The organism is Alishewanella sp. HH-ZS, assembly GCF_001704375.1.
Taxonomy (GTDB): domain Bacteria; phylum Pseudomonadota; class Gammaproteobacteria; order Enterobacterales; family Alteromonadaceae; genus Alishewanella; species Alishewanella aestuarii.
In genome coordinates this window covers 161767-187757 of record NZ_LZEJ01000001.1, presented here as the reverse complement: position 1 = coordinate 187757, position 25991 = coordinate 161767, and the positions used below count along the sequence as shown (strand labels likewise).

Annotated in this window: 26 protein-coding genes; 22 read left to right on the top strand and 4 right to left on the bottom strand. The window is 51.1% G+C overall.

What is annotated here, in order from left to right; genetic code table 11:
- Positions 1-26: 26 nt before the first annotated feature.
- From A9165_RS00910 to alr, 13 genes are all read left to right on the top strand, one after another.
- Positions 27-1190 (top strand): aminotransferase class V-fold PLP-dependent enzyme, encoded by a 1164-nt coding sequence (locus A9165_RS00910; RefSeq protein WP_065954596.1) that lies wholly within the window; start codon positions 27-29, stop codon positions 1188-1190.
- Positions 1191-1305: 115 nt separating this feature from the next.
- A complete protein-coding gene (locus A9165_RS00905) occupies positions 1306-2604 on the top strand; it encodes an adenylosuccinate synthase (RefSeq protein WP_008607099.1) in 1299 nt (432 codons plus the stop codon).
- A 148-nt stretch (positions 2605-2752) separates the two neighbouring features.
- Positions 2753-3379, top strand: a complete 627-nt coding sequence (locus A9165_RS00900) for a tetratricopeptide repeat protein (RefSeq protein WP_065954595.1) — start codon at positions 2753-2755, stop codon at positions 3377-3379.
- A 67-nt stretch (positions 3380-3446) separates the two neighbouring features.
- Positions 3447-5819, top strand: a complete 2373-nt coding sequence (rnr, locus tag A9165_RS00895; protein WP_065954594.1) for a ribonuclease R — start codon at positions 3447-3449, stop codon at positions 5817-5819.
- A gap of 32 nt (positions 5820-5851) precedes the next feature.
- Positions 5852-6592, top strand: coding sequence for a 23S rRNA (guanosine(2251)-2'-O)-methyltransferase RlmB (gene rlmB, locus A9165_RS00890; protein ID WP_065954593.1), 741 nt, complete (start codon positions 5852-5854; stop codon positions 6590-6592).
- Positions 6593-6981: 389 nt separating this feature from the next.
- Positions 6982-8673, top strand: a complete 1692-nt coding sequence (locus A9165_RS00885; protein ID WP_065954592.1) for a S41 family peptidase — start codon at positions 6982-6984, stop codon at positions 8671-8673.
- Positions 8670-9044, top strand: a complete 375-nt coding sequence (locus A9165_RS00880; protein WP_065954591.1) for a hypothetical protein — start codon at positions 8670-8672, stop codon at positions 9042-9044. Before A9165_RS00885 ends, A9165_RS00880 begins: the two co-directional genes overlap by 4 nt.
- A 196-nt stretch (positions 9045-9240) precedes the next feature.
- Positions 9241-9618: a 30S ribosomal protein S6 gene (gene rpsF / locus A9165_RS00875; protein WP_008984458.1), complete on the top strand. Its 378-nt coding sequence runs from the start codon at positions 9241-9243 to the stop codon at positions 9616-9618.
- Between the two features lie 7 nt (positions 9619-9625).
- Entirely contained in the window at positions 9626-9931 is a 306-nt protein-coding gene (gene priB, locus A9165_RS00870) for a primosomal replication protein N (RefSeq protein ID WP_008607114.1), read from the top strand.
- A gap of 11 nt (positions 9932-9942) precedes the next feature.
- On the top strand, positions 9943-10170 hold the full coding sequence (gene rpsR, locus A9165_RS00865) for a 30S ribosomal protein S18 (RefSeq protein WP_008218940.1): 228 nt from the start codon (positions 9943-9945) through the stop codon (positions 10168-10170).
- An 18-nt stretch (positions 10171-10188) separates the two neighbouring features.
- Complete coding sequence (gene rplI / locus A9165_RS00860; protein WP_008607115.1) at positions 10189-10641, top strand: 50S ribosomal protein L9; 453 nt, start codon at positions 10189-10191, stop codon at positions 10639-10641.
- 207 nt (positions 10642-10848) lie between these two features.
- Positions 10849-12240, top strand: a complete 1392-nt coding sequence (dnaB, locus tag A9165_RS00855) for a replicative DNA helicase (protein ID WP_008984455.1) — start codon at positions 10849-10851, stop codon at positions 12238-12240.
- A complete protein-coding gene (alr, locus tag A9165_RS00850; protein WP_065954590.1) occupies positions 12240-13316 on the top strand; it encodes an alanine racemase in 1077 nt (358 codons plus the stop codon). The genes dnaB and alr overlap by 1 nt, the downstream gene beginning before the upstream one ends.
- Before the next feature lie 24 nt (positions 13317-13340).
- On the opposite strand, the gene A9165_RS00845 is transcribed toward alr, so the two are convergent.
- Both A9165_RS00845 and A9165_RS00840 read right to left on the bottom strand, forming a co-directional pair.
- Positions 13341-13805, bottom strand: a complete 465-nt coding sequence (locus A9165_RS00845) for a chemotaxis protein CheX (RefSeq protein WP_008951232.1) — start codon at positions 13803-13805, stop codon at positions 13341-13343.
- 98 nt (positions 13806-13903) lie between these two features.
- Positions 13904-14341 carry a transcriptional repressor gene (locus tag A9165_RS00840; RefSeq protein WP_065954589.1) on the bottom strand — a complete coding sequence of 146 codons (438 nt, stop codon included), beginning with the start codon at positions 14339-14341 and terminating at the stop codon, positions 13904-13906.
- A 130-nt stretch (positions 14342-14471) separates the two neighbouring features.
- Here A9165_RS00840 and A9165_RS00835 point away from each other — a divergent pair, with 130 nt between their 5' ends.
- The 8 genes from A9165_RS00835 to A9165_RS00800 all read left to right on the top strand — a co-directional run bounded on the left by A9165_RS00835 (position 14472) and on the right by A9165_RS00800 (position 22788).
- Entirely contained in the window at positions 14472-14708 is a 237-nt protein-coding gene (locus A9165_RS00835) for a DUF2798 domain-containing protein (protein WP_008607120.1), read from the top strand.
- 24 nt (positions 14709-14732) lie between these two features.
- Entirely contained in the window at positions 14733-15728 is a 996-nt protein-coding gene (gene dusA, locus A9165_RS00830) for a tRNA dihydrouridine(20/20a) synthase DusA (RefSeq protein ID WP_083216205.1), read from the top strand.
- Between the two features lie 206 nt (positions 15729-15934).
- The gene (locus A9165_RS00825; RefSeq protein ID WP_065954587.1) at positions 15935-16207 is read left to right on the top strand and encodes a hypothetical protein; all 273 of its coding nucleotides are present in this window, start codon (positions 15935-15937) and stop codon (positions 16205-16207) included.
- Entirely contained in the window at positions 16208-16402 is a 195-nt protein-coding gene (locus A9165_RS00820; RefSeq protein WP_065954586.1) for a hypothetical protein, read from the top strand.
- A 116-nt stretch (positions 16403-16518) separates the two neighbouring features.
- Complete coding sequence (locus A9165_RS00815) at positions 16519-17496, top strand: DUF2333 family protein (protein ID WP_065954585.1); 978 nt, start codon at positions 16519-16521, stop codon at positions 17494-17496.
- Positions 17497-17499: 3 nt separating this feature from the next.
- A complete protein-coding gene (locus A9165_RS00810) occupies positions 17500-18246 on the top strand; it encodes a TIGR04219 family outer membrane beta-barrel protein (RefSeq protein ID WP_065954584.1) in 747 nt (248 codons plus the stop codon).
- A gap of 75 nt (positions 18247-18321) precedes the next feature.
- The gene (locus tag A9165_RS00805) at positions 18322-20448 is read left to right on the top strand and encodes a response regulator (RefSeq protein ID WP_065954583.1); all 2127 of its coding nucleotides are present in this window, start codon (positions 18322-18324) and stop codon (positions 20446-20448) included.
- Between the two features lie 102 nt (positions 20449-20550).
- Positions 20551-22788: an EAL domain-containing protein gene (locus A9165_RS00800; protein WP_065954625.1), complete on the top strand. Its 2238-nt coding sequence runs from the start codon at positions 20551-20553 to the stop codon at positions 22786-22788.
- 67 nt (positions 22789-22855) lie between these two features.
- Here the strand turns inward: A9165_RS00800 and ppa are convergent, their stop codons facing one another.
- Positions 22856-23383: an inorganic diphosphatase gene (gene ppa, locus A9165_RS00795; protein WP_008607132.1), complete on the bottom strand. Its 528-nt coding sequence runs from the start codon at positions 23381-23383 to the stop codon at positions 22856-22858.
- A gap of 66 nt (positions 23384-23449) precedes the next feature.
- The gene (locus A9165_RS00790) at positions 23450-24445 is read right to left on the bottom strand and encodes a class 1 fructose-bisphosphatase (protein ID WP_065954582.1); all 996 of its coding nucleotides are present in this window, start codon (positions 24443-24445) and stop codon (positions 23450-23452) included.
- 186 nt (positions 24446-24631) lie between these two features.
- Between A9165_RS00790 and mpl the strand changes: the two genes are divergently transcribed.
- Positions 24632-25975 (top strand): UDP-N-acetylmuramate:L-alanyl-gamma-D-glutamyl-meso-diaminopimelate ligase, encoded by a 1344-nt coding sequence (gene mpl, locus A9165_RS00785; protein ID WP_065954581.1) that lies wholly within the window; start codon positions 24632-24634, stop codon positions 25973-25975.
- Positions 25976-25991: the final 16 nt, after the last annotated feature.

Here is a 25991-nt window from a genome sequence, read left to right as displayed (position 1 = left end):
TATAAAATCGCTGGCGGGGAGGCGCTATGTACCAGCAGTTTTATCAGAAATTCTTAACCGCTAATGCCGGTAAGCAGCACTTTGCCTGTCACTCGCATCATTATTGGCCGGACGTTACCCGCGAGGCTCAGCTGGCATACTGGGATGACAGTGCCCGGCTGGTCGATGATAAGTGGCAATATATTTTCGGCCAGAAAGTGCCGCAAACTCAGCAGCTGATTGCGGATATCCTGAATCTGCCCTTGCCGGAGCAGTTGGTATTCGCCCCCAATACCCATGAACTGGTGATGCGGTTGCTAAGCTGTTTTGACTGGCAGCAACCATTAAAAGTCTTGACGACGGACAGCGAGTTTTACAGTTTTCAACGGCAGATCAAACGTCTGGCAGAATTAGCCAACGTTGAAGTGGTACAGATCCCGACTGAACCTTTTGCCACCTTTACCGAACGTTTTACCGCAGCTGCCGCCCAGGCTGAGTACCAACTGATTTTCTGTAGCCAGGTATTTTTTAACTCTGGTTATGCCATCGCCGATCTGCCAGCCTTCGTCAAAGGTTTGGCTGCGGTCAGTCAGGCGATGCTGGTGATCGACGGTTATCATGGTTTTATGGCCCTGCCTACCGATTTGTCTGAGATTGCGGAGCGGATTTTCTATCTGGCAGGCAGTTATAAGTATGCGCAAGGCGGCGAAGGCTGCTGCTTTATGGCGGTGCCGGCCGGCAGTGAGCAGCGTCCGCTTTACACCGGCTGGTTTGCCGAGTTTGGCACTTTGGCCGCACAAAAATCGGCCCTGGTGTTATACAGTGAGGATGGTTACCGTTTTGCCGGTGCAACTTTGGATTTTAGTGCGCTATACCGCTTGGAAGCGGCCTTGTTGTTGTTTAAGCAGCAGGGTATTACGGTCGGGCGCATCCATCAGTATGTGCAGCAGTTGCAGCAGCACTTCCTGACCTTGCAGGACGAACTGGCGCATCCGCAGCTTAATCAACAGCAGTTATTGCTGCATGATGCCAGCTGTCATGGCCACTTTTTTACCTTCAGGCTGGGCAGTGCCAGTCAGGTTGCCGAGCTGGCTGCCTATCTGAAACAGCATGGTATTGAGACCGATTATCGCGGCGATCGGCTACGCTTTGGTTTTGCCCTCTATCAGAACGCTGACCAGTTTGATTTGTCGTGTCTTAAATCCTTATAAATCAATGAACTGACCAGGCCGTGAAAATTCACGGCCTTTTTTTCGTCTGGACGGCTGAAACTTGGCCGGGCTTTTGTTAAAATCCACGCCTAATTTTTTCCGTGATGTGGGAACCATGGCTAAGAACGTCGTTGTGCTCGGCACCCAATGGGGTGACGAAGGTAAAGGTAAGATTGTTGACTTATTAACCGATAAAGCCAGCTATGTGGTGCGCTATCAGGGCGGCCATAATGCCGGGCATACGTTGGTAATCAATGGTGAGAAAACGGTATTGCACCTGATCCCGTCAGGCATTTTACGTGACAATGTAAAATGTGTGATTGGTAACGGCGTAGTACTGTCACCAGAAGCCTTCCTGAAAGAAATGACCATGCTGGAACAGCGTGGCGTACCGGTGAAAGAGCGGTTACTGGTGAGCGAAGCCTGTCCGTTAATTCTGCCTTTCCATGTTGCACTGGATGTTGCCCGTGAAAAAGCCCGTGGCGATAAGCCAATCGGCACCACCGGTCGCGGTATCGGCCCGGCTTATGAAGATAAGGTTGCGCGTCGTGGTTTACGCGTTGGCGATCTGTTTAATCCGGAGCTGTTTGCTGAAAAGCTGAAAACCGTAATGGACTTACACAACTTTACGCTGACTCAGTACTACAAAGTTGATGCCATTGATTATCAGAGCACGCTGGATAATGCGCTGGCGATGGCCGATTTACTGAAATCTCTGGTGGTTGACGTCACTGAGCTGTTGGATCAGGCTCGCAAAAACGGCCAGCGTATTATGTTTGAGGGTGCTCAGGGCACCTTGCTGGATATCGACCACGGTACTTACCCCTATGTGACCTCTTCAAACACTACTGCAGGTGGCGTGGCAACTGGCTGTGGTTTTGGCCCGCGTTATCTGGATTATGTACTGGGTATCGTTAAAGCCTACACCACCCGTGTTGGTTCAGGTCCGTTCCCAACCGAGCTGGATTGTGCTGTCGGTGAACACCTGGGCGTGAAGGGCCATGAATTTGGCGCCACCACTGGCCGTAAACGCCGCTGTGGTTGGTTTGACGCTGTGGCGGTGCGCCGTGCGGTGCAGCTGAACAGTATCTCAGGTTTCTGTTTAACTAAGCTGGATGTACTGGATGGTCTGGAAACAGTAAAAATCTGTACCGGTTACCGTCAACCTGATGGCTCAGTACTGCAAACTCCGCCGCTGGCAGCAGAAGGCTTTGAACTGGTGCAGCCGGTATATGAAGAAATGCCAGGCTGGAGTGAAACCACTTTCGGCATCCAGCAGTTGGAGCAGCTGCCACAGGCTGCGCGCAACTATATTAAGCGGTTGGAAGAAGTGACCGGTGTACCTATTGATATCGTTTCTACCGGACCAGATCGGGTACAGACCATAGTGCTGACCCATCCGTTTGCGGACTAAGCTTGTTGCAACATCAAAAAACGCTGCCACTGAGCAGCGTTTTTTATTTATAGTGGCTACTGGAACGGATTGACCAGGCAATTTTTGCTTTATGGCGTAAATTTTGCTTAGCTTTTGTATCTGCCTTTAACGATGGTTGTTTGACGCTATGCTAAAATCGGTTCTCTTTATCTCTGTCAGCGTTGTTGCCATGGCTGCAGTGCTACCTCTGCACAGCCAGGAATTGCAGCCAGTCGAGCTGTACACTCAGGACGAGCTGATTAAACTGATCCGTGAGAACAGCCATTTACAGCGGGTCAAAGCCGACGATTGCCAATTAGTGCAGGATATTGAGGCCCGTGCTGAAATTATGAAGCTGCCGTCCTATCAGTTTTTGTTTGGCGATATGCTGGCCTATGGTGTCTGCGTACCGCGCGATGTCGAGCGTGGCTGGGACTTTATGTTGCAGTCGGCATCACAGGGTTTTCCCGAAGGGCTTGAACAAATTGGCCGTTATTACCATATCGGTCGCTTTGTGCAACCAGATACCAACAAGGCCATTATTTATTTACGCGAAGCGGCCGCTATGGGCAATTTGCCAGCAAGGCTACGTCTGGCCGAAATTCTGGTCGCCGGGCAGGGCAGTCCGGCTGATTTTGAACAAACTTATCGTTGGTTGCATCATAGCATTAGCGCTGATGAGGCAACTCATGCTAAAATTAATCGCCTAAAAAAACAGCTGGCAGAAAAGATGCCAGCACGGGTAGTGGCGAATGCCGAACGCCCTGTAAGATGAAATTCATCTCATTTTCTCTGCGGGGTGTTACACTGAATAGTACCAAAAGGAAACAAAAGTTTAATTAATGACGGTAAATGATCCGCATCTTGCGCGTGAGCAAGAAAAATACGACAACCCTATCCCCAGCCGCGAGTTTATTCTCGAGCACATCGAAAAACGGCAACAGCCGGCCTACTTTGAAGAACTAGTCAGCGAACTTGGTCTGAATGACGATGAAGCCATTTTTGCGCTGAAAAAGCGCTTACGTGCTATGGAGCGCGATGGCCAGCTGCTGTTTACCAAAAGTAAGCGCTATGGGTTAGTGGACCATATGGATTTAGTCAAAGGCACGGTGATCGGTCATCGTGAAGGCTTTGGCTTTTTAAAAACAGAACAGGGTGGACCAGACTGGTATCTGCCCTTTCATGAAATGCAGCGTTTGCTGCCAGGCGATAAGGTACTGGCGACCGCCGCCAGCGTGAAAAGCAAAGATAAGATCGAAGCGCGGGTGGTGCGGGTATTAGAGCCGCGCAGCGAAGCCATTGTTGGCCGTTATTATAAAGACCATGCGCTGTGCGTTGTGGTACCTGATGATGCGCGGATCTGCCAGGATATTATTGTGCCTGAAGGCGAGCAGGGTGCTGCCCGCCATGGTCAGGTGGTTTTAGTTGAAATTACCCAACGGCCATCGAAGCGGGTTAACGCCATGGGGCGGGTGGTCGAAGTACTGGGCGAGCATATGGCGCCCGGGATGGAAATCGAAGTTGCGATCCGTAATCATCAGATCCCGCACGTCTTTTCTGATGCTGTGATTCAGCAGGTCGCGAAGTTTGGCGAAGAGGTACCGGCTACGGCTAAGCAGGGGCGGGTTGATTTAACACAGCTGCCGCTGGTGACCATCGACGGTGAAGATGCCCGTGACTTTGACGATGCGGTCTATGCCGAAGCCAAAGAGAACGGCGGCTGGAAGCTGTGGGTCGCTATTGCTGATGTCAGCGCTTATGTGCAATTTGGCACACCTCTGGATCACAGTGCGCTGGAGCGCGGGAACTCGGTGTACTTTCCGGACCATGTGGTTCCTATGTTGCCCGAAGCCTTGTCGAATGGCCTGTGCTCATTAAATCCGCACGTTGACCGCTTATGCTTTGTCGCTGAAATGCATATCAGTGCGCACGGCAAGCTGGAAAGCTATCAGTTTTATGAAGCGGTGATGCATTCAGCGGCGCGCTTTACCTACAACAAGGTGCATGCCATTTTACAGGGCGATCCTAAGCTACGGCAGGAATATGCCGCCCAGCTAACCAACCTGGAAACCCTGTATAGCCTGTATAAAAAGCTGGCAAAAGTACGGGCACAGCGCGGTGCCATTGAATTTGAAACCGTGGAAACCCGTTTTATCTTTAACAGCCACCGCAAGATTGAGCAGATTGTGCCGGTGCACCGCAACGAAGCGCATAAGATCATTGAAGAATGTATGATTATGGCCAACGTGGCGGCGGCACGCTTTATTGAGAAGCATGAAGCTCATGCCTTATTCCGGGTACACGAGCGGCCGGATGGCGATCGCTTTGCTAACTTTAAACGCTTTTTAGCTGAGCTGGGTATTGAAGCCAATCTGTCAGATGAGCCGACACCGTTGGAGCTGACTGAGGTGCTGGCGCGTTTGTCCGATCGACCCGACCGCGAACTGATTGAAACCACGATGTTGCGCTCGATGAAACAAGCGGTATATCAGGGTGATAATCAGGGGCACTTTGGTTTGGCGTTGGAAGCCTATGCCCACTTTACCTCGCCGATCCGCCGTTATCCGGATCTGGTGCTGCACCGGGCCATTAAAGCCATTCTGGCTAAGCAAGGTCAGCAGGTTACCGGTCCGAAAGCCTATATTGAAAAAGATATGGCGCCACTCGGTGAGCAGTGCTCGATGACCGAGCGGCGGGCTGATGATGCGACCCGTGAAGTCGCCGACTGGCTAAAATGTGAATATATGCAGGATCACCTCGGTTCAGAGTTTCCGGGGGTGGTGTCAACCGTCACCAATTTCGGGCTCTTTGTCAGACTGAGTGACTTGTATATTGAAGGTCTGGTACATGTCACCTCGCTGCAAAATGACTATTACCGCTTTGATACCGAACGGCAAATTCTGACCGGTGAGCACTCAGGTGTCAGTTACCGGATGGGCGATGCGGTGACCGTGAAAGTGGTAGCGGTGCATCTGGAAGCGCGGAAAATTGATCTGGTACTGGTGGGCGAAGCCCGCACCCAGGTTTCTGGCCGGCAGATTAAAGCCAGTAAAAATGCTGCTTTTGAAGAAAAGCTGGCGCGGCAAACTGGCAAAACTGCGCCGGCCAAGGCGGGCAAAGCAACCAAAGCAACCAAAGCAGGCAAAACAACCAAAGCCCCGGCAGGCAAAAAGCCTGCTGCGCCGAAAGCAAAAAAATCCAAGAGTCGCCGCTAGTACGGCGCTCTGTAATTTACGACAGGTAAGCTATGAGTAATGATCTGGTATTTGGCCTGCATGCGGTCGAAGCCTTATTAAAACGCGCCCCGCAGGATTTGCTGGAAATTTTTGTCTTAAAAGACCGCGACGACAAACGGATGCAGCCATTGTTGCAGCAAGCGCGGCAACACGGCATTTCAGTGCAATTTTGTAATCGTAAAACCCTGGATGAGATGGTCGGCGGCCAGCATCAGGGTATTGTGGCTAAAGCACGGTTAAGCAGTAGTGGTAACGAGGCCGATCTGGCGGCGATTATTGAAGCCCAGAGTAAACCCTTACTATTGGTGCTGGATGGTGTCACCGACCCGCATAATCTGGGCGCGATCTTACGTAGCGCGGATGCGGCGGGTGTACATGCAGTAGTAGCACCGAAAGATCGTTCGGTAAAATTAACATCAGTAGTACGCAAAGTGGCCTGCGGTGCCGCCGAGTCGGTGCCCTTTATCACGGTAACGAATCTGGCGCGCACGTTGCGGCAATTACAGGAAGCCGGTGTTTGGGTAGTGGGTACTGCCGGTGAAACCGAGACTCTGGTCTACCAGGCCGATCTAAAAGGGCCTTTAGCGCTGGTATTAGGCGCCGAAGGTGAGGGTTTGCGGCGTCTGACCCGGGAAACCTGTGACGCACTGGTAAAGATACCGATGTTTGGCACTGTATCCAGTCTGAATGTCTCTGTTGCGGCAGGGATCTGTTTGTTTGAAGCGGTCCGGCAACGGCAGTCGCTCATCTGACACCCTAGGGCGTGTTGACGTTTTCTGCTTAGATTTTGTTCACACTGGCGGCACTTTGATCGCGAAACGAGGAGCGCAGTTTAGTTATTCTAAATTAGTGACGAGTGCCAAAGAGCAAAGTGTCGCCAGTGCGAACCCTTCGGGCAGCGTTTGGCTGGCGTTTCTACTGCGTTATCGCTTGTTCATGTAGAATAACTACACATCACAAGCTCTGCCTTGTATAAACACCAGCCAAACAGCTGCAAAAACAAGCAGCAAACGTCAACACGCCCTATTTACCCGTACTATACTCAGGGGCACCGGAGTGTGCTTTACTTGCAGCTTGGCGTGGCTTGTGTTAATTTCACGTAAATTAATGGCTGCTCTATAGTTGTAGATGGAGGTTTAGCATGGGTAAACAACAGTTTTCGGGTCGTTCGGCGCTGTCATTACTGGCATTGTCATTGGTTACATTGTCGTTGACGGCTTGCGGTGGTTCGGGCGGGTCAGGCTCTGGCGGCGTTGGAGGTGGTAGTGGCGGCAGTGGCGGTGGTAGCACTTTACCGGCTGCACCGGTATGGGTTGCTGGACAGTTTCCGGCGGAGAGCACCTTAAAAGATTTCTGCCAAACGCCACGTACCGGCACCGATCCGTTCAGTAACCGACCATTCCCGGATCGTGCCGGTACTGCGATGCATGAAAAGATGTGGCTGCGGTCCTGGACTAATAATACCTACCTCTGGTATCGCGAGGTCGCAGATCGTGACCCGGCACCGTTCTCGGTAGCGCAATATTTTAATCTGCTAAAGACTGAGCAGCTGACCGACTCCGGCACGCCAAAAGATAACTTTCATTTCACGGAAAATACTGCTGAATATCAACAGCAAACTCAGGCCGGTGTGTCGGCTGGCTATGGTATTCGCTGGTCCTTTGGCCGTAACTCACCACCTCGCTCTCTGACCATTGCCTATACTGAGCCCAATTCACCCGGCGCCAATGTGGGTCTGGCGCGTGGCGATCAGCTACTGAGCATCAACGGTGTCGACTTTATTAACGATAATACCCAGGCTGGTATTGATCTGCTGAATCGCGCGCTCTTTCCATCGGCAACCGGCCAGAGTTATAACTTTGTCTTTCAGTCTGCTACTGGCGTTCGTAAAGAAGTCAGCATGACCTCGGCGAACGTGTCCAGCAGTCCGGTGCAGAATGTCCGGGTATTGGATACCGCAGCCGGTAAAGTCGGTTATATGCAGTTTAACAGCCATATTGCGCTGGCCCAGCAGCAGCTGATTAATGCGGTCAATCAGTTTGCTTCGGCGAACGTGAATGAACTGGTGATTGATTTGCGTTATAACGGCGGCGGCTTGCTGGCCCTTGCCTCGCAGCTTGGCTATATGGTCAGCGGTCCGAATATTATTCAGGGCCGTTTCTTTGAGCGCACGATCTTTAACGATAAGCACCCAACCATCAATCCGGTTACCGGTGGCACTCTGTCACCTATACCGTTTTATAGCCGGGTGATTGACTATGAAGCCGGTGTTCTGACTAATACCACTCTACCATCATTGAATTTAAGCCGGGTTTTTATCCTCAGTACCGGCAATACCTGCTCCGCCAGTGAAGCCTTTGTTAATGCACTCAGAGGTATTGATGTCGAGGTGATCCTGATTGGTGGCCGTACCTGTGGTAAACCCTATGGCTTTTATCCAACCGATAACTGTGGCACCACCTACTTTACTATTCAGTTTACCGGTATTAATGCCAAGGGCTTTGGCGAGTATGCCGATGGCTTTGTACCGCGCACCAATCCGGTGTTTCAGGCCGATGTAAAAGGTTGCCCATTAGCTGATGATTTCAGCCAACCCCTTGGCGACCCGGCGGAGCGGTTGTTAGGTGCTGCCCTGTACTATGCCCAGAACAACAGTTGTCCGACGGTGAGTGCAGGTGCATCGGGGGCGGGTGCCGCGGCCTGGCTGCAACCAGAAGCCAGGATCGACAGTGACGAGCCCGGACAAATGCGCTTATTAGACCCGCGCTATCAGGACATCCTGCTCAACAATAAGCTGGTGACTGAGTTGCTACCGGCTGAGGGGGCGCAGTGAGAGCCATTGCCCTGCTGTTAAGCTGCTGTGCTGTTATGCTGGCAGCCTGTCAGCATAGCCGGGCGGCTGAGCCTGCGGTGCTGAGCAGCGTGGAACCCGGCGTCCGGCAACAGCTGAATGATTTTATCGTCAGTATTGTTGGAGGCACCAGTGTTACGCTGGCTGATGATGTGTTGATGCACAGCACTGAACTTTTTATCGAACAGCGGATGCCAGTAGATAGTCAGGGCAGGCCGCTGGATGGGCGGCATAGTTTGCCATCCTACCGTTTTGTACTGGTTAGAGTCGGGGACAGTTGTATTTTACAGCATCCTGGCTCAGGCAAGAGTGTCCGCCTTAACGGTGCCCGTTGCCAGCTGGCGCCCCGCTAAAGTCATTAACGCCGCGAACTTGAAGTTCAGGCCAGCTTGCTGGCCTGAACTTTTTTTGTGCAATCTGCCGCTTTCACTTGTTATTTCACGGCTGACTCCTTAAAATACGCGACCTTCGGCCATACACTCAACGTTCCTTGCCTTTATAAGAACCCGGCCGAGTTCTTCCGAGGCTTACTAACCGTAAGGAGCTACAATGCGTCATTACGAAATCGTTTTTATGGTTCACCCTGATCAGAGTGAACAAGTGCCTGGTATGATCGAGCGTTACACTGGCGCGATCAAAGAAGCGGGCGGTTCTATCCACCGTTTAGAAGATTGGGGGCGTCGTCAACTGGCTTACCCAATTCAAAAACTGCACAAAGCACACTATGTGCTAATGAACGTGGAAGCACCACAAAGCGTGATCGATGAGCTGGAAACTAACTTCCGCTACAACGATGCGGTATTACGTAACCTGATTATGCGCACTAACGGTGCCATCGTTGAGCCATCACCAATGGCTAAGGTACGTGAAGAGCGTCGTGAGCGTGCTCCTCGTGAAACTGAAGAGCAAGTAGCAAACGACGAGTAAGTTGTAGATGGACAATTACTTTGTGCTAAGTGGCGCCCTTTGCCGGCACCCAGAGCGCAGTGAGAGTCCGGCGGGGATCCCGCACACTGTGTTAACCCTGGAACATCGCAGCATGCAGCAGGAGGCTGGCTTAAATCGTCAGGCTTATGTGCGGATGCAGGTGGTTCTAAGCGGCACAGTGTTACAACAACACGCTCAGCATCTGACGTTGGGCAGCACGGTTAGGGTGAGTGGTTTTTTAAACCGGCACCAAAGCCGCAGTGGTCAGGCAAAACTGGTCCTGCATGCGCAACAGATTGAACAATTAAGTTAGGAGACAGACAAATGTCACGTTTTTTCCGTCGCCGTAAGTTCTGCCGTTTTTCTGCAGAAGGCACTGTAGAGATTGATTACAAAGACACCGCCGTTCTGAAGAACTATGTTACAGAAAGTGGCAAGATCGTACCAAGCCGTATTACTGGCACCAGCGCTAAATACCAGCGTCAGTTAGCCCGCGCCATCAAACGCGCCCGTTACCTGGCCCTGTTACCATACAGCGACTCACACAGCTAATACAGAGGGGTATAGGCAATGCAAATTATTCTGTTAGACAAAGTCGCAAACCTGGGTGGTTTAGGTGACAATGTAACTGTTAAGTCTGGTTATGCCCGTAACTTCTTATTCCCTCAGGGTAAAGCAGTTCCGGCTACTAAGGCTAACATCGAGAAATTCGAAGCCCGTCGCGCTGAATTAGAAGCCAAACTGGCTGCTGGTTTAGCTGCTGCTAACGACCGTGCTGCCAAGGTAGCTGAACTGGCCCAGGTGACTATCGCTTCTAAAGCGGGTGACGAGGGTAAACTGTTCGGTTCTGTTGGTACCCGTGATATCGCTGATGCGATCACTGAAGCCGGCGTTGCCGTAACTAAAGCGGAAGTGAAGTTACCAAATGGTACTTTACGTGAAACTGGCGAGTTCGACATCGACCTGCAGTTACACGCTGAAGTGATTGCCACTATCAAGGTAATCATTATCGCTGAAGCCTAATTGGCTAAGACGCACTGCCGCCTGGCAGTGCGTTTTCTCTGTTCTGTTATCTCCTCTGCTTTTTCTGTCATTTTTTCTGTTAAATCCAAAGCCATTCAACTGTCAGTCAGCCAATCACAGGTAAAATTTTCAAAGCTTTAATTGGCATTGGCGCAGTCGCAGGTTAGCATGACGCCATCAGCAAGTTTTTTCCTGTGGTAGTACAACGTGGCACAACAAAGTGTAAAAGATAAGCAGGTTGCAGCAGTAAAGATGCCACCGCATTCGATTGAAGCGGAGCAATCAGTGCTGGGCGGCCTGATGCTGGATAATGAAGCCTGGGATCGGGTTTCCGAAAAGGTGGTAGAGCATGATTTTTATCTGCGCTCACACCGGCTGATTTTTAATGCGATGGCGCGCCTGGCTGAGGGCAACCAGCCAATTGACCTGATCACCGTTTCGGAAGCACTGGAAGCCAACCAACAGTTAGACGATATTGGTGGCTTTGCTTATTTAGGTGAAATTGCCAAAAACACCCCCAGTGCCGCCAATATTCTGGCCTATGCCGATATCGTCCGCGAACGCGCGGTAGTGCGGGATATGATTGGTGTTGCCCATGATATCGCTGACGCCGGTTACGATACTCAGGGCCGCACTGCGGCTGAGCTGTTGGACTTTGCCGAAACCAAAGTCTTTAAAATTGCCGAGCAGCGTGCCAAAGCCAATGAGGGGCCTGAGCCCATCAACAGCATCCTCGCCAAAACCATTGATAAAATTGATGCGCTGTATCGCTCACCGCAAAATGGTATAACCGGGGTATCGACCGGCTATGTCGATCTGGACAAGATGACCAATGGTTTGCAGCCGTCGGATCTGATTATTGTCGCGGCGCGACCATCGATGGGTAAAACCACCTTTGCCATGAACCTGTGTGAACACGCGGCTATTACCAGCGATAAACCGGTACTGATTTTCAGCTTAGAGATGCCGTCAGACCAGATTATGATGCGGATGCTGGCCTCATTAGGCCGGATTAACCAGACCAAGGTGCGTACCGGCCAGCTGGAAGATGAAGATTGGGCGCGGTTGTCATCGGCGATAGAGCTTCTGAACAGCAAAGGCAAAATGTATATCGATGATGCCTCAGGCTTAACCCCTACCGAAGTGCGTTCGAGGGCAAGGCGAATTGCCCGCGAGCACGGTGGCTTAAGCATGATTATGGTCGACTATCTGCAGCTGATGACGGTACCCGGGATGAGCGAAAACCGCACCCTGGAGATCGCCGAAATTTCCCGCTCGTTAAAAGCCCTGGCAAAAGAATTGAAAGTGCCGGTGGTAGCGCTATCACAGCTTAACCGCTCACTGGAACAACGCGCCGATAAGCGGCCGGTAAACTCGGACTTACGGGAATCGGGTTCGATAGAACAGGATGCGGATTTGATTATGTTTATCTATCGTGATGAGGTCTACCACGAGGATACTGCAGATAAAGGTACGGCTGAAATTATTATTGGTAAGCAGCGGAACGGTCCGATAGGCAGGGTGCGTTTAACTTTTCATGGCCACTTCTCACGTTTTGATAATTATGCCGGCAGTGCCCGCTTTGAGGATGAGTATTAATGAGTCGACGGCCGGTCGCACAAATCAATTTGCAGGCGCTACAACATAACCTGGCCCGGGTGCGGCAATTGGCACCACAGAGTCAGGTATTGGCGGTGTTAAAAGCGAATGCCTATGGCCATGGTTTGGTCAGGGTGGCACAAGCACTCAGTGATGCCGATGCCTTTGCGGTGGCACGAATAGATGAAGCCCTGGCGCTGCGTACTGGTGGTATTGTCAAACCGATAGTGCTGCTCGAGGGCTTTTACGAAGCGGCCGAGTTACCCCTGTTACTGGCTAACAATTTGCAAACCGTGGTGCATAACGAACTACAACTACAGGCGCTGGAGCAAGCGGCACTGGATGGTCAGTTAAAGGTCTGGCTAAAGATCGATAGCGGCATGCACCGGTTGGGGATCGAGCCGGCGCAGTTTGACGATTTTTACCGCCGGCTGTGGCAATGCAGTGCGGTATTACCGGGGATCCGGCTGATGAGTCATTTTTGCTGTGCCGATGAACCTGACTCAGACCGCACCTTACAGCAACTGGCAGTCTTTGCTGACTTAACGGCTGGTAAGGCAGAGCAGCGCAGTTTAGCTAACTCCGCTGCAATCCTGGCGTTTCCACAGAGCCATGCCGAATGGGTCAGACCCGGGTTGATGCTGCATGGTATTTCACCTTTCGCCGGGAAAATTGGCAGCGAGCATCAACTGCAACCGGTGATGCGACTGAGTAGCCGCCTGATAGCTCTGCGTCAGGTGCGTGCCGGTGAACGGGTTGGCTATGGCGGGCATTGGCAGGCCAGTTGTGATACCACGCTAGGCGTTATAGCGGTAGGTTATGGTGATGGTTATCCGCGCCACGCGATAAATGGCACACCGGTTTGGTTGAACGGGCGGGAAGTACCGCTGGCCGGCCGGGTGTCGATGGATATGATTACTGTGGATTTGGGGCCGAATGCTTTGGATCAACTTGGCGACGAAGCCGTATTGTGGGGGCCTGAACTGGCCATTGAGCGGGTGGCAGCCTGTGCGGCTACCATACCTTATGAGCTACTATGTAATATTACGCCACGTGTTGATTATCAGTACTGCTGAGCGCTAACACGCCGCGTTCAGCGGTTACTTATCAAAACTGACTTCAATATGGACTTTGCCAAAGTCTGAGTTAAACGGCATCAGAATGGTTGGGCCGTCACACTTGTGGGTAATAGTATGATTTTTACCCGATACCACGATCGGGGTAGCCATCGAAAATTCATAGCCTTTTTCACCCAGAATGCGCTTGGCACCGCCGGTGACCATATTGGTAATTTCACCCACCATATCGGTTACATCGGCATTAATGCCTGCCGGTTTTTCACCCAGCATCCGGAACATAATTTCAATCGCCAGACTCTCATCGAAACTCACAGAAAATGACCCTTTCATGGTCGGGCCGACCATACCAATCAGACCTGAGACATCACCCTGCGCGACTTCATCTTTTTTAACCCGTGGCTGGCCCGGCACAATTTTGGTATTGGCCATGGTCGAAAGCACATTGACGAGTGAGGAAAGAAAAGGGTTTATATATTCAACATTCATTTAAAATGCCTACGAGTTGAGGATTCGAGATAATGGCAACAAAATTAAGCCTAGAAGTTTTTTCTTTATTATACAAGAGTGCAGCTAATGTTTTGCGGTTAATTTCCATGGCACTGCCGACAAACCCCCCGCGCCTCTATCGTTTTCCGGTGAATATGAAAACCCAGTGCCGAGGCCAGTTTGCTAAATTCTGCGTCTAAAGTGGCCGAATGCAGTTCGGTCACGTTGCCACATTTCTCACATATCAACAGCTGCGCCGGGTGATGCTTGTCGAAATGCTGGCACAACATAAAGGCATTACTTGACTCAATCTTATGAATAAAGCCCTGCTCAGTCAGAAACTCCAGCGCCCGGTAGATCGTTGCCGGTTTGGCAGCGGGTTCAGTTTGTTTCAATTGTTCCAGTAATTCATAGGCACCCTGGCCGCCATGATTTTCTGCCATCAGGCGGAAAACTTTCTCCCGAATACTGGTAAAGCGGGCGCCATTTTGCTCGCAGATGGCTCTGGCTTTTGATACTAAACTCTCAGTAGACATGCTTGCCCTCCCATACTTAGCCGCAGTGTACCATATTGTTAGTCTGAAACCAGTGACTGTAAGAAGCCGCACATTCAAGCCGAAAATCGGGTATAATTTTGCGTTTTTTAAACCCGGGGCAAAGTGTGATATGCCAAAACTGCCTGCTAAAGCCGCGTCACTGGTCATGCCATTGTTACTCTCAGTGCTGATGACGCTGATCGTATCCTTGGTCAGCACCCTGAAAAGTCTTGGGTTGGAGGCTTTTACACTGCAAGGGTGGCTATCAGCCTGGGGCCTATCCTGGCTGATTGCTTTTCCGACCTTGCTACTGGTGTTGCCACTGGTGAAAAAATTAACGGCTTATCTGGTTCATGCCGGGTCCTGATTTCTGTCTGAATGGTTTGCTAACTTGAATAACGCTATCTTGCCACAAAAATTTTCCGTTGCTCCGATGTTAGATTGGACCGATCGGCATTGCCGCTATTTTCATCGTCTGATGAGCAAGCATGCGGTGCTATATACCGAGATGGTCACAACCGGCGCCATTATCCATGGTAAAGGCGATTATCTTGGTTTTAATCCGCAAGAGCAGCCGGTAGTACTGCAGCTGGGTGGTTCCGAACCGGCTGAGCTGGCGCATTGTGCCAAGCTGGCTGAGCAGCGTGGTTATGCTGCAATAAACTTAAATGTCGGTTGCCCATCAGATCGGGTGCAGAACGGTATGTTTGGCGCTTGCCTGATGGCCAGGCCGCAACTGGTTGCCGATAGTGTTAAGGCGATGCAGGATGCCGTCAGTATTCCGGTCAGTGTAAAAACCCGCATCGGTATTGACGATTCTGACGAGTATCAGTTTTTACAGGATTTTGTCGCCACTGTCGCGGCAGCAGGATGTCGGCAGTTTGTGATCCATGCCCGCAAGGCCTGGTTAAAAGGTTTAAGTCCGAAAGAAAACCGCGAGGTCCCGCCGCTGAACTACCCAAGGGTTTATCAGTTAAAGCAGGATTTCCCGACGCTGGACATCAGCATCAATGGTGGTATCAAAACCCTTGCTGAAGCTGAGCAACAGCTGCAATATTTGGATGGCGTGATGATCGGCCGAGAAGCCTATACCAACCCTTATCTACTGAGCCAGGTCGATGCCGTGTTATATCAGGATGTCTGGGCGGTACCGGATCAGCATCAACTGGTGCGGTTGATGGTGCCCTATATTGAACAGCAAATGCAGCAAGGGGCGCGTTTTTGGCATATTGCCCGTCATATGCTAGGGCTATTTCAGGGGCAACCGGGTGCCCGGCAGTGGCGTCGCTTACTGAGTGAGCAAGGACATCTAGTGGATGCCAAACCAGAGTTGCTGTTACAGGCGCTAGCACTGGTGCCTGAATCGCCTGACGCTAAGGCTAATTAACTGACTGTCTATATAAAAACCAAAAAATAGCAAAATTGACTATTTTTTGGTTTTCTAGCTTTTCTGTACTTACAGCTTCCTTTGTTGCTCTCTAAATTAATCAATACGAAACAAATGGTTATGTAGTTTTTCGGCTTTGGCATGCCCCTTGAATTCAGTATCGCAGCAGTACCGAACCACTGAACTGAATTTGCAGGAGCAACAAGATGCTTACGTTAACTACTCTTTTCTTTACCAGCGTTGTTAGTTTAAACAGTACGCCACCAGCAGTAGATCCAGCTGAATCGCTGCGCGCTGCCATGACAACACAGCAACAACTATGGCAACAGCAGCTACGGCAGGATGTGCGGCAACAAACGCAGCTGGCTATCGGCAGCAGCATGGCCCAGGTGCAACTTGTGTTACAGCAACCTGACGATATGCCACAGTTGGCACAACGGACTGCTGAGAAAGCTGTCGTAAAAATGGTGGCAGAGTAAATGTTGGCCTTTGCTGAGCAGACTTTACTGCTGATCTATTTGCTGCCGGTATTGGGCTTGTTACTTGGCGCTATGCCAGCCGTGCTGGTCTGGCAGGCTTACAAAAAAGGCTGGGCCTGGCGGGGCAGGAGCTTAATGCGACCAAGATTATCATCGGCTTATCGCTGCCGCGACAGTGGTTTTGGTGTAAGATAGTGTTGTCCGCAGCGGCACCAGGCACAGATGATGCGTAATGGCTGGCTGCGGATAGCGCAGATCGACAGGATGCAGTGACGCTCTGTCACGACTATGCCAAAACGTTAGGACAAGATATGAATAAAACCTCTACTCTGTCAGCCGCTGCGGCCGGGACCTTACTGGTGCTGTGGCTGTTTAGTTGGTGGGTAAGTCGCGAGCCTGCCTTATTGATAGAAGAAGTGCAGCAAGGCTTACATCTGGATGATGGCAGCCGGGTTGTCGGCTACAACACTACGACTGCCTTGATCCGTGTTACGGAAACTCTGCTACAAAAACGCGGCGGCTATATGTCAAATGATATTCTGCCGCCCTTTAGCTTACTGGATAATATGCCAGCCTGGGAATTTGGCGTGCTGGAGATGTCACGCGATCTGGCACTGGCGTTTCGCAAAGACTTTAGCCGCTCTCAGTCGCAATCAGCGGAAAATGCCTTTTTACGGATTGCTCAACCACAGCTGAATATCGACCATCGCAGTTGGGTATTACCGAGCGCCGAATCCGAATATCGCAAGGCGATTGCCCAACTTTATTTATACCGCAGCGCCTTGGTCGATCCAAAACAAACGGACAGCCAGTTCTATGCCCGGGCAGACAATCTGCGTGACTGGCTGAAGAATGTCGAAAAGCGCCTGGGTAGCTATTCACAGCGTCTCAGTGCCAGTGTGGGGCAGGAGCGTTTTAATACCGATCTCGCTGGCGACATCGCTGCCCGTCAGTCGACGGAAACACCAGACCGCCGCTTTGTAAAAACCAGCTGGTGGAAACTGGATGATGAATTTTATGAAGCGCGCGGCGCAACCTGGGCATTGCTGCACTTCCTAAAAGCGGTGGAAATTGATTTTGCGGAAGTATTGCAACGTCGCAATGCGATGGTGAGCTTACAGCAAATCATTCGTGAGCTGGAAGCCGCTCAGCAGCCTATTCACAGCCCGATGGTATTAAACGGCAGTGGCTTCGGTATTTTGGCTAATCATAGCCTGGTGATGGCAAATTATATCTCCCGCGCCAATGCGGCGCTGATTGATTTATCTGAATTATTAAAGCAAGGATAGGGAATGAAAGTGGTAAGAATCTTGGCGCTGGCCGCAACAGTTAGTATGGCGCCGGTACAGGCGGATACGTTTTTCGGTGTACACGCGGGCTATGATAGCTGGCAAGCCGGTACCAAGGGTGGTTTTGCGAATAGTCAGCAATTACAGGATTTTAGTTTTCGGGATAAGAACCAACAAGGCTATTATCTGGCTTTTGAACATCTGGTACCAGTGTTACCCAATCTTAGAGTGCAGTGGCAGAATTTACAAAGCCAGGGGCATACTGAACTGAACAACAGCTTCAGTTTTGGCGGAGTAACCTTTGCGGCCGGTACCGCGCTGAGTACTGAGCTGGATTTTCGGTATACCGATTATGTGCTGTACTACGAGTTACTGGATAATAGCTTGCTGCAGCTTGATCTGGGTCTGGTTGCCAAAAAACTCTCCGGTGAACTGACAATAATGGCCGCGAACCGCCAGGCCAGCCAAAGTGTCCGTCAATGGCTACCTTTGTTGTATCTGGATAGTCGGCTTGGTTTGCCGGGCAGTGGTCTGGAGCTGTTTGCCAATGGCCAGGCAAGCCAGTTTAGTGGTAATCATTGGTATGATCTGCAAGCCGGCGTCGCCTATCAGTTGGTAGACAGTCTGACACTGGATGTCAGATTAAAACTTGGCTATCGCTGGTTGGATCTGCAGTTGGATGATATCGACGATCTTTACGCCGGTATCACCTTTAGTGGCATCTTCGCAGGTATCGCGGTACATTTCTAACCTGCTTTTCGAAACAGGGGCAAGACTTGAGCCCCGGCTACTTTAGACATATAGTGGTGCTCTGATTTTATTGTCTTGAGCACCACCTTGATCGCCCTGTATCGCTATTTATTCTTGTTCTACTGCGCGGCCTGTGCCGTGTTAGTGATGTCAACCTTGCTTTGGCAGCAACATCACAACCGGCAACTGCTGCAGGCACAGCTGCAACTATACGGTGATGTGATCCAACTCGCGTTATCCCCGAAGCTTGGTCAGGCTGCGCCAGAGCAGTTGCAGCAACAGCTGGCGGAATTACAGTTCGGTGCCAGTATACCGGTGGCCGCGTTGGCATTGTATCCGTTGCAGGGGGAACTGCTGTTGTCGGTTGGACAGACAGAGTTGGTACCGATGGAGTTACCGGGTCAGGACTTTAGCAGTTTAACGCTGATTACGCTGAGCGGTCGCGATGTTGCGGTGTTGCCATTACAAAAGCCGGCTTTACCCTTCGAACCTTTTTCCAGCCAACCTACATATCTGTTACTGATTATCCCTGAAGCGCCGACCGCGATTTGGCTACTATGGTGGCCGTCGGTATTGGCGTGGGTATTATTGACGGTGTTGCTGCTGTTAGCCTGGCGTTTGCGGGAGGCGCCTCAGCGTCAACAGCTACAACGTTTACAGAGCTTTAAACAGCGAGCCGAGTCATTACAGTTACAAGGTGTCGAGCCACTATTGCAATGTCAGGACAGCGCCGGGCTGGACCAGGCATTATTGCAGGTACTGGAGCAGCAGCAACAGCTGGAACAACAGAACAAGCAGCTCGATACGCAACAGCAGCAGCTGATGGCTCAGCTTGAGGTGTTTCAGCTGCAAAGTGAGCAGCAACAGATACAGCAACAGCGCAGGCAACAGTGTCTGGTCCGTTGGTTGCACCAGTGGCAGCTGTTAGGTCAGCGCAAGCCACAGCTGACCGAAGCGATGTTCGACACTCTACAACAGCTGCATTATTGTTATGCCAAGCATCAATTTGCTGCAGCTGGCTTGCAGCCGCAGCCATTACTGTTACCGGAGTGGCTGACCGAACAGCTCGGCGCGCTCAATATGCTGTTGCCTGATGATTGCGCTATGGATTGGTTGGAATCCGGAGACTGTTATCAACTGTTGCCGGAAATCGATGCTGAATTTTTAAAGCATGTATTACAAGCTATGTTGTTATTGGCACTGCGTTCAGAGTCTGCAAGGCGTTTTAGTTTTAAACTTCAGTTGCTTGCTAGTCCAGATCCGCAGCTAAGTTTACAACTGGCCTGTGATGGTAATGGTTTACCACGACATCTGACCGCGCAGCTGCACGAAGCGGATAGTTCGGCCTTGCAATGGCGCGATGCTGACATCGCCGTCCTTAAACTGGCCGCCAGGTTACTGAATGCCAGTTTGCATGTTGAGTCGCTGGAGGGGTTAGGTGTGCGCATCAGCCTGCAATGGGCGTTAATCGCAGCTACCCGGCATAGTGTGCCACTGCTGGAGCATTTGCTGGTATTCGATGCAGATCCCGAGCGTTTGACCGAGCGCCTGCAGAGCTTGCATAACTTGGCGTTGCAAGTGAGCAGTTGTAGTAATCTCAGCGAACTTCGCAAAAGGCTACAGGAGCAAGCATACTCTGCGATACTGATTTTTCTGCCTGGTCAGGCCCCCTGCCAGGAGTGGTTAACGGTATTAACGGAGATCCGCTGTCCACGTTTTATTTTTGTTCCGCCGCTTAGCCTGTCGCTGTGGCAGCAAAACCTCAGCTGCCTTTCCAGCGCCGATTTTTGTCTGGGTTGGCTCGCACAGCGGCTACACGAGCTGGCAACGCGCCCTTTGAAACATCTACTGGTTGTCGATGATAACGAGACTAATCAGGCTTTTATCAAGGTTTTGTTACAGCATAAGGGCGTGCAACTGACTTCAGCACTGACGGGAGCTGAAGCCCTGACACTGTGTCAACAGCAACAGTTCGATTTGGTGTTGTTGGATATCAGACTACCGGATTTGGCAGGTACGGAAGTCGCCCGTCAGCTAAGGCGTCTGACGTCCTATCAACAGGTGCCGTTACTGGCGTTTACTGCACACGCTTTGCCAGCAGAGATAGCAAGTTTCCGCGCTGCCGGTATGGATGATATTGTGCTTAAACCCTTGGATCCCTGTAAATTTGAGACTTTGCTGCAGCATTATCGGCTGTGCTGATGTGGTTGCAGTTTAGGGCATGTAAAATTAAATCGCTGCAGGATTTCTTTTTCTGCAAAGATGCGGGTATATTTACAGCAAGCTTTAGCAAAGGACCAGCTCATGACATCAAAAGAAACAGAGGACGGATTTCTGTTTTTAGCCGATGACGACAGTGCCAGTGTGCCAAAAGAACCTGCTGCAGGGGTCTGGCCGCTGCTTATCGTAGACGATGATCAGGAAATTCATACCGTTACTAAGCTGGCGCTAAATGACCTTATAGTGTTGGGTAAACGGTTAGAGTTTCATCATGCCTATTCTGGTCAGCAAGCCATAGATTTTTTGCGTAAACACGCCGATACCGCTTTAGTTCTGCTCGATGTGGTAATGGAAACCGATGATGCCGGCTTGCAGGTGGTACGACGGATCCGTGATGAGCTGCAAATGGACGAATTACGCATCGTGTTGCGGACAGGACAACCCGGTTATGCTCCGGAAGAAAGCGTTATTAAAGAATATGATATTAACGACTACAAAACGAAGACCGAGCTGACCCGCAGTAAACTTGTCACCACCATTATCTCTTCTTTGCGTTCTTACCAACAAATTAAGACCATTAATCAGAACCGCCGCGGCTTGCAGAAGATCATTAAGGCCGGTGCCAATTTATTAGAGCAACACTCCTTACACGAATTTTCCGAAGGGGTGGTTACCCAAATCTCGTCGCTAATTGGTCTGCACGCGGAAGGGGTGCTTTGTGCCCAGATTGAGGATGATGGTACCGCCAGCGATAAAATTTATGTATTGGGCGCCGCCGGCCATTATGCCCCTTTTATTAAATGTCAGCTTGACCGGCTGGACAATAAACGCATCGTTGAACAGATTAATCTCTGCCTGAAAAATCGGCAGCACCTGTTTTCGGATCAGGACACAGTATTATATCTGGGTAATGAAAAACATAATGCTGCAGTTTATATCGAAACCAACCGGCCGATTGAAGATGCAGATAAACAGCTGATTGAAGTCTTCCTTAGTAATATCTCTGTTGGCTATGAGAACGTTGCGCTGTTCCAGCAATTAAAACATGCCGCCTATATCGATCCGCTGACTAAGACGCCAAACCGCAACGAATTTATTCAGATTTTACAGGATACCCGCCGCTTTGAACCTGAGCATATGGTGGCGGTACTGGTTGATATTGACCACTTTTCCGATGTTAACGATGGTCTGGGGCAGGATGTCGGCAATGAACTGCTGATTGCGATTACGCTGCGCTTAATCGAACATTTTGGTATCAGTTCGCAGTTAGGCCGTATTGGTGCCGACGTCTTTGCGTTGGTGGGGCCGGAAGATGAGTTAACGCCAGAGCGTTTGGCCGCTGTTTTCGCGCAACCATTTCAGGCATCGGAACATAGCCTGCAAATGAATGCGACCTTTGGCATCTGCCGGCTGCGCGAGGCTGCAGAGCAGGGCATGGTGATTATGAAGCAGGTGTATATTGCGCTGAATAAAGCCAAAAAAACCCTGGGCGTACACCATCAGTATTATGAACCGGCGATGGAAGAAGAGGTGACAGAGCGGCTGACGATGCTCAGAATGCTGCGCGCCGATTTTGCACTGGACAAACTGGAACTCTGGTATCAACCACAGCTGTGTCTGAAGAGCCAGGCCGTGGTTGGGATGGAGGCTTTATTACGTTGGCCACATCAACCCGGGCGCTATATCTCGCCGGCGATCTTTATTCCGTTGGCAGAGTACTCAGGCCTGATTGTCGATATTGGGCAATGGGTTTTAGAGCAGGCCTGTAAGCAACTACAGCAATTAGAGGCAGCCAACTGTGGCAGTCTGCGAATTGCGGTAAATGTATCGATGCCGCAATTCCGTTCGCCGCATTTTGTGCCGTCCGTTATCGACACCGTAAAACGCTATCAGGTCAATCCAGAACTATTGGAGCTGGAGATCACCGAGTCAGTGGTGATGGACGAGCCGAAAATCGTGATTGATGCACTGCAGCAGCTAAAGAGCTTTGGTATTAAGGTGGCGATCGACGATTTTGGCATTGGTTTCTCGTCGCTGAGCTATTTACAGCAACTGCCGCTGGATCGGATCAAGGTAGACCGCGCCTTTGTCAGCACGGTAGCGAACGAGGGCGGCGGACTGATTGCTGAGACCATTATCAGTTTAGGTAAACGTATCGGTCTGTCTACTATTGCCGAGGGGGTTGAAACCAAGGAGCAGCTACAGGCTGTGATGGCGATGGGCTGCGAAGAGGTGCAGGGGTATTTGTTTGCCAAACCGATGCCTGCTGCCGATTTAATGCAGTATTTACTGGCGTATCAGGATGGCCAGTTAAGGCCTTAATGTTAACGCCGCATAAAAAAAACCGGAGCGCGCTCCGGTTTTTTTATTGGCAACAGCGGCTGTTGGCTTATTTCTTGGCGCGCTCGAAAGAGGTCATAATTTCAGCTTTAGCGGCGGCTGCATCGGCCCAACCGGTAACTTTAACCCACTTACCTGGCTCCAGCTCTTTGTAACGCTCAAAGAAATGCTGGATTTGCTTTTTCAGCAGCTCAGGTACATCGTTGATATCCTGGATATGATCGTACAGTTTAGTCAGCTTGCTAACAGGTACGGCAATAACCTTGGCATCCTGACCAGACTCATCTTCCATATTCAGCACGCCAACCGGGCGACATTTAATCACGGCGCCGGGTACCAGTGGGTAAGGCGTTGGTACCAGTACGTCAACCGGGTCACCATCCAGCGACAGGGTCTGATTCACAAAGCCGTAGTTGCACGGATAGAACATAGGGGTGGCCATAAAGCGGTCTACCCAGACGGTACCGGTGTCTTTATCCACTTCGTATTTGATTGGATCGGCATTGGCCGGAATTTCAATAATTACGTTAATTTCATCCGGCAGATTTTTGCCAGCTGCTACATCGCTTAAGCTCATCGCTTGGTCCTCTGATTAATTGCTGGCCGCCATTATAATGACGGCCGTAAAAATGGCTATTGATAATTAGTCTGATATTACCGGAGTAGTGCTATTTCGGTGGTAATTGACACAGGTTTCTACTTCGTGTTTCGACCCTAGAATCACTGCTACCCGTTGATGGATATCAGTCGGAATGATTTCCATAATACGCTGATAACCGGTGGAGCTGGCGCCGCCAGCCTGTTCGACCAGAAAGCTCATCGGGTTAGCTTCATACATCAGGCGTAATTTATCCGGCTTGGCCGGATCTTTACGATCGCTGGGGTAGGCAAAGATGCCGCCACGACAGAGTACCCGGTGCACATCGCCGACCATGGCGGCAATCCAGCGCATATTGTAATTTTTACCGCGCACCCCTTCTTTACCTTGCAGTAAATCGGCGATGTAACTTTGCATTGGTGCCTGCCAGTAGCGCTGATTTGACATATTGATGGCAAACTCGGCGGTGTATTTCGGGATGGTGGCCTGCTCTTCGGTTAACAGGAAGCCGCCATAGGTTTTATCCAGGGTGTACAGGCGGGTGCCTTTGCCAGTGGTCAGCGCCAGCATTGTTGATGGGCCATACAACACATAGCCCGCTGCAACTTGAGCGGTGCCTGGTTGTAAAAACTGGCTGGCATCACTGGCGTCCTTGTGTGGATCGGCCGGTAATATCGAGAAAATAGTGCCGATCAGGCTATTGATATCGGTATTGGAGGACCCATCTAAAGGGTCAAAGGTTACCAGATAGCGGCCTCGCGGATTACCCGGTACGATATCATCCTCTTCTTCTGAGCTGATAGCTTTCACCACGCCGGTTTCCAGGATCACTTCTTTTAGTAATTCGTTCGCGATCACATCCAGTTTTTTCTGGGTTTCGCCCTGCACATTTTCTGACAGAGTTGAACCCAGTACACCGGCCAGTTCGCCCTGACCGACGCGGAAGGCGATTTCGCGGCAGGCCGCCAGGATAGTTTTTAACAACGAGATCAGATCCGGATCCACGCCATCTTGTTGCAGTACGGGTGAGATGCGACGCATTATAGTAGGTCCTTGTTATATTTTCGGGTAAGACAGAGTCAGACCGGCAAAGCTTTCGTCCGGTACAAGTGGCGAAATCTCATTCAGTCTGGGTTATTTTAAAGAATTTATTCTTAAATTGCAGTTTTGATCGCAGCTTATTCTGCATTTGCTACAATAAGCCCCTGCTTAACAGAGAAGTACATTATGCATATTCATATTCTGGGGATTTGCGGCACCTTTATGGGCGGTATCGCAGCCCTGGCCAAAGCCCTTGGCCATCAGGTCACAGGTTCCGATCAACAGGTTTACCCGCCGATGAGCACTCAGCTGGAACAGCTGGGCATCAGTCTGACTCCGGGTTATGACCCCGCACAGCTGGAACCGGCCCCGGATCTGGTGATTATCGGTAATGCCTTATCGCGTGGTAATCCGGCCGTTGAGTATGTGCTGGAACATAACCTGCCTTACACCTCAGGCCCACAGTGGTTATCCGAACAGTTACTGCAGCAGCGCTGGGTACTGGCCGTTTCCGGCACCCATGGTAAAACCAGCACCGCCAGTATGTTGGCCTGGATCTTAGACTATGCCGGTTTAAAGCCGGGTTTTCTGATTGGTGGTGTGCCGCAAAATTTCGGCGTTTCTGCCCGCTTAGGTGAGGCGCCGTTCTTTGTGATTGAAGCCGACGAATACGATACGGCGTTTTTTGATAAGCGCTCCAAATTTGTGCATTACCGGCCGCGTACCCTGGTGATTAACAACCTTGAGTATGATCATGCGGATATCTTCCCGGATCTGGCGGCGATCCAGCGGCAGTTTCATCATTTGTTGCGTACCGTGCCTACTTCGGGGTTGGTGTTATCTCCGGAAGCGACGCCTGCTGTCACCGAGACGCTGGCGCTGGGCTGCTGGAGCCAACGTGAAGCCTATGGCAGTGACTGGCAGGCCGAATTGTTAACGCCGGATGGCAGTCAGTTTGCGCTGTATTGGCAACAGCAACAGGTGGCGCTGGTAAATTGGTCGCTCAGTGGCCAGCACAATGTTGATAATGCGGTAATGGCGATTGCTGCCGCGCGTCATGCCGGGGTACCGGTTGGTGTTGCAGCCGAGGCCTTAGCCAGCTTCGTGGCACCGAAACGGCGGATGGAGCTAAAAGGCACTCCACAAGGTATTGCGATCTACGATGATTTTGCCCATCACCCCACCGCTATTGCCACCACGCTGCAAGGCTTGCGGGCGAAAGTGGGCCAGGCGCGGATTATCGCCGTATTAGAGCCGCGATCTAATACCATGCGCCTCGGTGTGCATCAGGCGGCTTTGCCGCAGGCGCTGTTAACGGCAGATCAGGTGTTTTTATATGAGCCACGCAATGCCGGCTGGTCGATGGCCGAGCTGGCCGCGCGGCTCTCGATGCCGGCCAGTGTCTGTTATGACATTGCTGAACTGAAAGCCAGTATTCTGGCGCTGGTGCAGCCAGGCGATCAGATAGTAATAATGAGCAATGGCGCCTTCGGCGGCATTCATCAACAACTACTGGAGGCGCTGAGTTAAGCGTGGCCAGTCGATA

Coding starts and splice junctions, on each gene's coding strand:
- rplI (WP_008607115.1), top strand. CDS start 10,189: ATGCAAATTATTCTGTTAGACAAAGTCGCAAACCTGGGTGGTTTAGGT.
- mpl (WP_065954581.1), top strand. CDS start 24,632: ATGCATATTCATATTCTGGGGATTTGCGGCACCTTTATGGGCGGTATC.
- alr (WP_065954590.1), top strand. CDS start 12,240: ATGAGTCGACGGCCGGTCGCACAAATCAATTTGCAGGCGCTACAACAT.
- A9165_RS00790 (WP_065954582.1), bottom strand. CDS start 24,445: ATGCGTCGCATCTCACCCGTACTGCAACAAGATGGCGTGGATCCGGAT.
- rpsR (WP_008218940.1), top strand. CDS start 9,943: ATGTCACGTTTTTTCCGTCGCCGTAAGTTCTGCCGTTTTTCTGCAGAA.
- priB (WP_008607114.1), top strand. CDS start 9,626: ATGGACAATTACTTTGTGCTAAGTGGCGCCCTTTGCCGGCACCCAGAG.
- A9165_RS00820 (WP_065954586.1), top strand. CDS start 16,208: ATGTTGGCCTTTGCTGAGCAGACTTTACTGCTGATCTATTTGCTGCCG.
- A9165_RS00800 (WP_065954625.1), top strand. CDS start 20,551: ATGACATCAAAAGAAACAGAGGACGGATTTCTGTTTTTAGCCGATGAC.
- A9165_RS00810 (WP_065954584.1), top strand. CDS start 17,500: ATGAAAGTGGTAAGAATCTTGGCGCTGGCCGCAACAGTTAGTATGGCG.
- A9165_RS00900 (WP_065954595.1), top strand. CDS start 2,753: ATGCTAAAATCGGTTCTCTTTATCTCTGTCAGCGTTGTTGCCATGGCT.
- A9165_RS00840 (WP_065954589.1), bottom strand. CDS start 14,341: ATGTCTACTGAGAGTTTAGTATCAAAAGCCAGAGCCATCTGCGAGCAA.
- ppa (WP_008607132.1), bottom strand. CDS start 23,383: ATGAGCTTAAGCGATGTAGCAGCTGGCAAAAATCTGCCGGATGAAATT.
- A9165_RS00835 (WP_008607120.1), top strand. CDS start 14,472: ATGCCAAAACTGCCTGCTAAAGCCGCGTCACTGGTCATGCCATTGTTA.
- rpsF (WP_008984458.1), top strand. CDS start 9,241: ATGCGTCATTACGAAATCGTTTTTATGGTTCACCCTGATCAGAGTGAA.
- A9165_RS00885 (WP_065954592.1), top strand. CDS start 6,982: ATGGGTAAACAACAGTTTTCGGGTCGTTCGGCGCTGTCATTACTGGCA.
- A9165_RS00845 (WP_008951232.1), bottom strand. CDS start 13,805: ATGAATGTTGAATATATAAACCCTTTTCTTTCCTCACTCGTCAATGTG.
- A9165_RS00825 (WP_065954587.1), top strand. CDS start 15,935: ATGCTTACGTTAACTACTCTTTTCTTTACCAGCGTTGTTAGTTTAAAC.
- A9165_RS00815 (WP_065954585.1), top strand. CDS start 16,519: ATGAATAAAACCTCTACTCTGTCAGCCGCTGCGGCCGGGACCTTACTG.
- A9165_RS00905 (WP_008607099.1), top strand. CDS start 1,306: ATGGCTAAGAACGTCGTTGTGCTCGGCACCCAATGGGGTGACGAAGGT.
- A9165_RS00910 (WP_065954596.1), top strand. CDS start 27: ATGTACCAGCAGTTTTATCAGAAATTCTTAACCGCTAATGCCGGTAAG.
- rnr (WP_065954594.1), top strand. CDS start 3,447: ATGACGGTAAATGATCCGCATCTTGCGCGTGAGCAAGAAAAATACGAC.
- rlmB (WP_065954593.1), top strand. CDS start 5,852: ATGAGTAATGATCTGGTATTTGGCCTGCATGCGGTCGAAGCCTTATTA.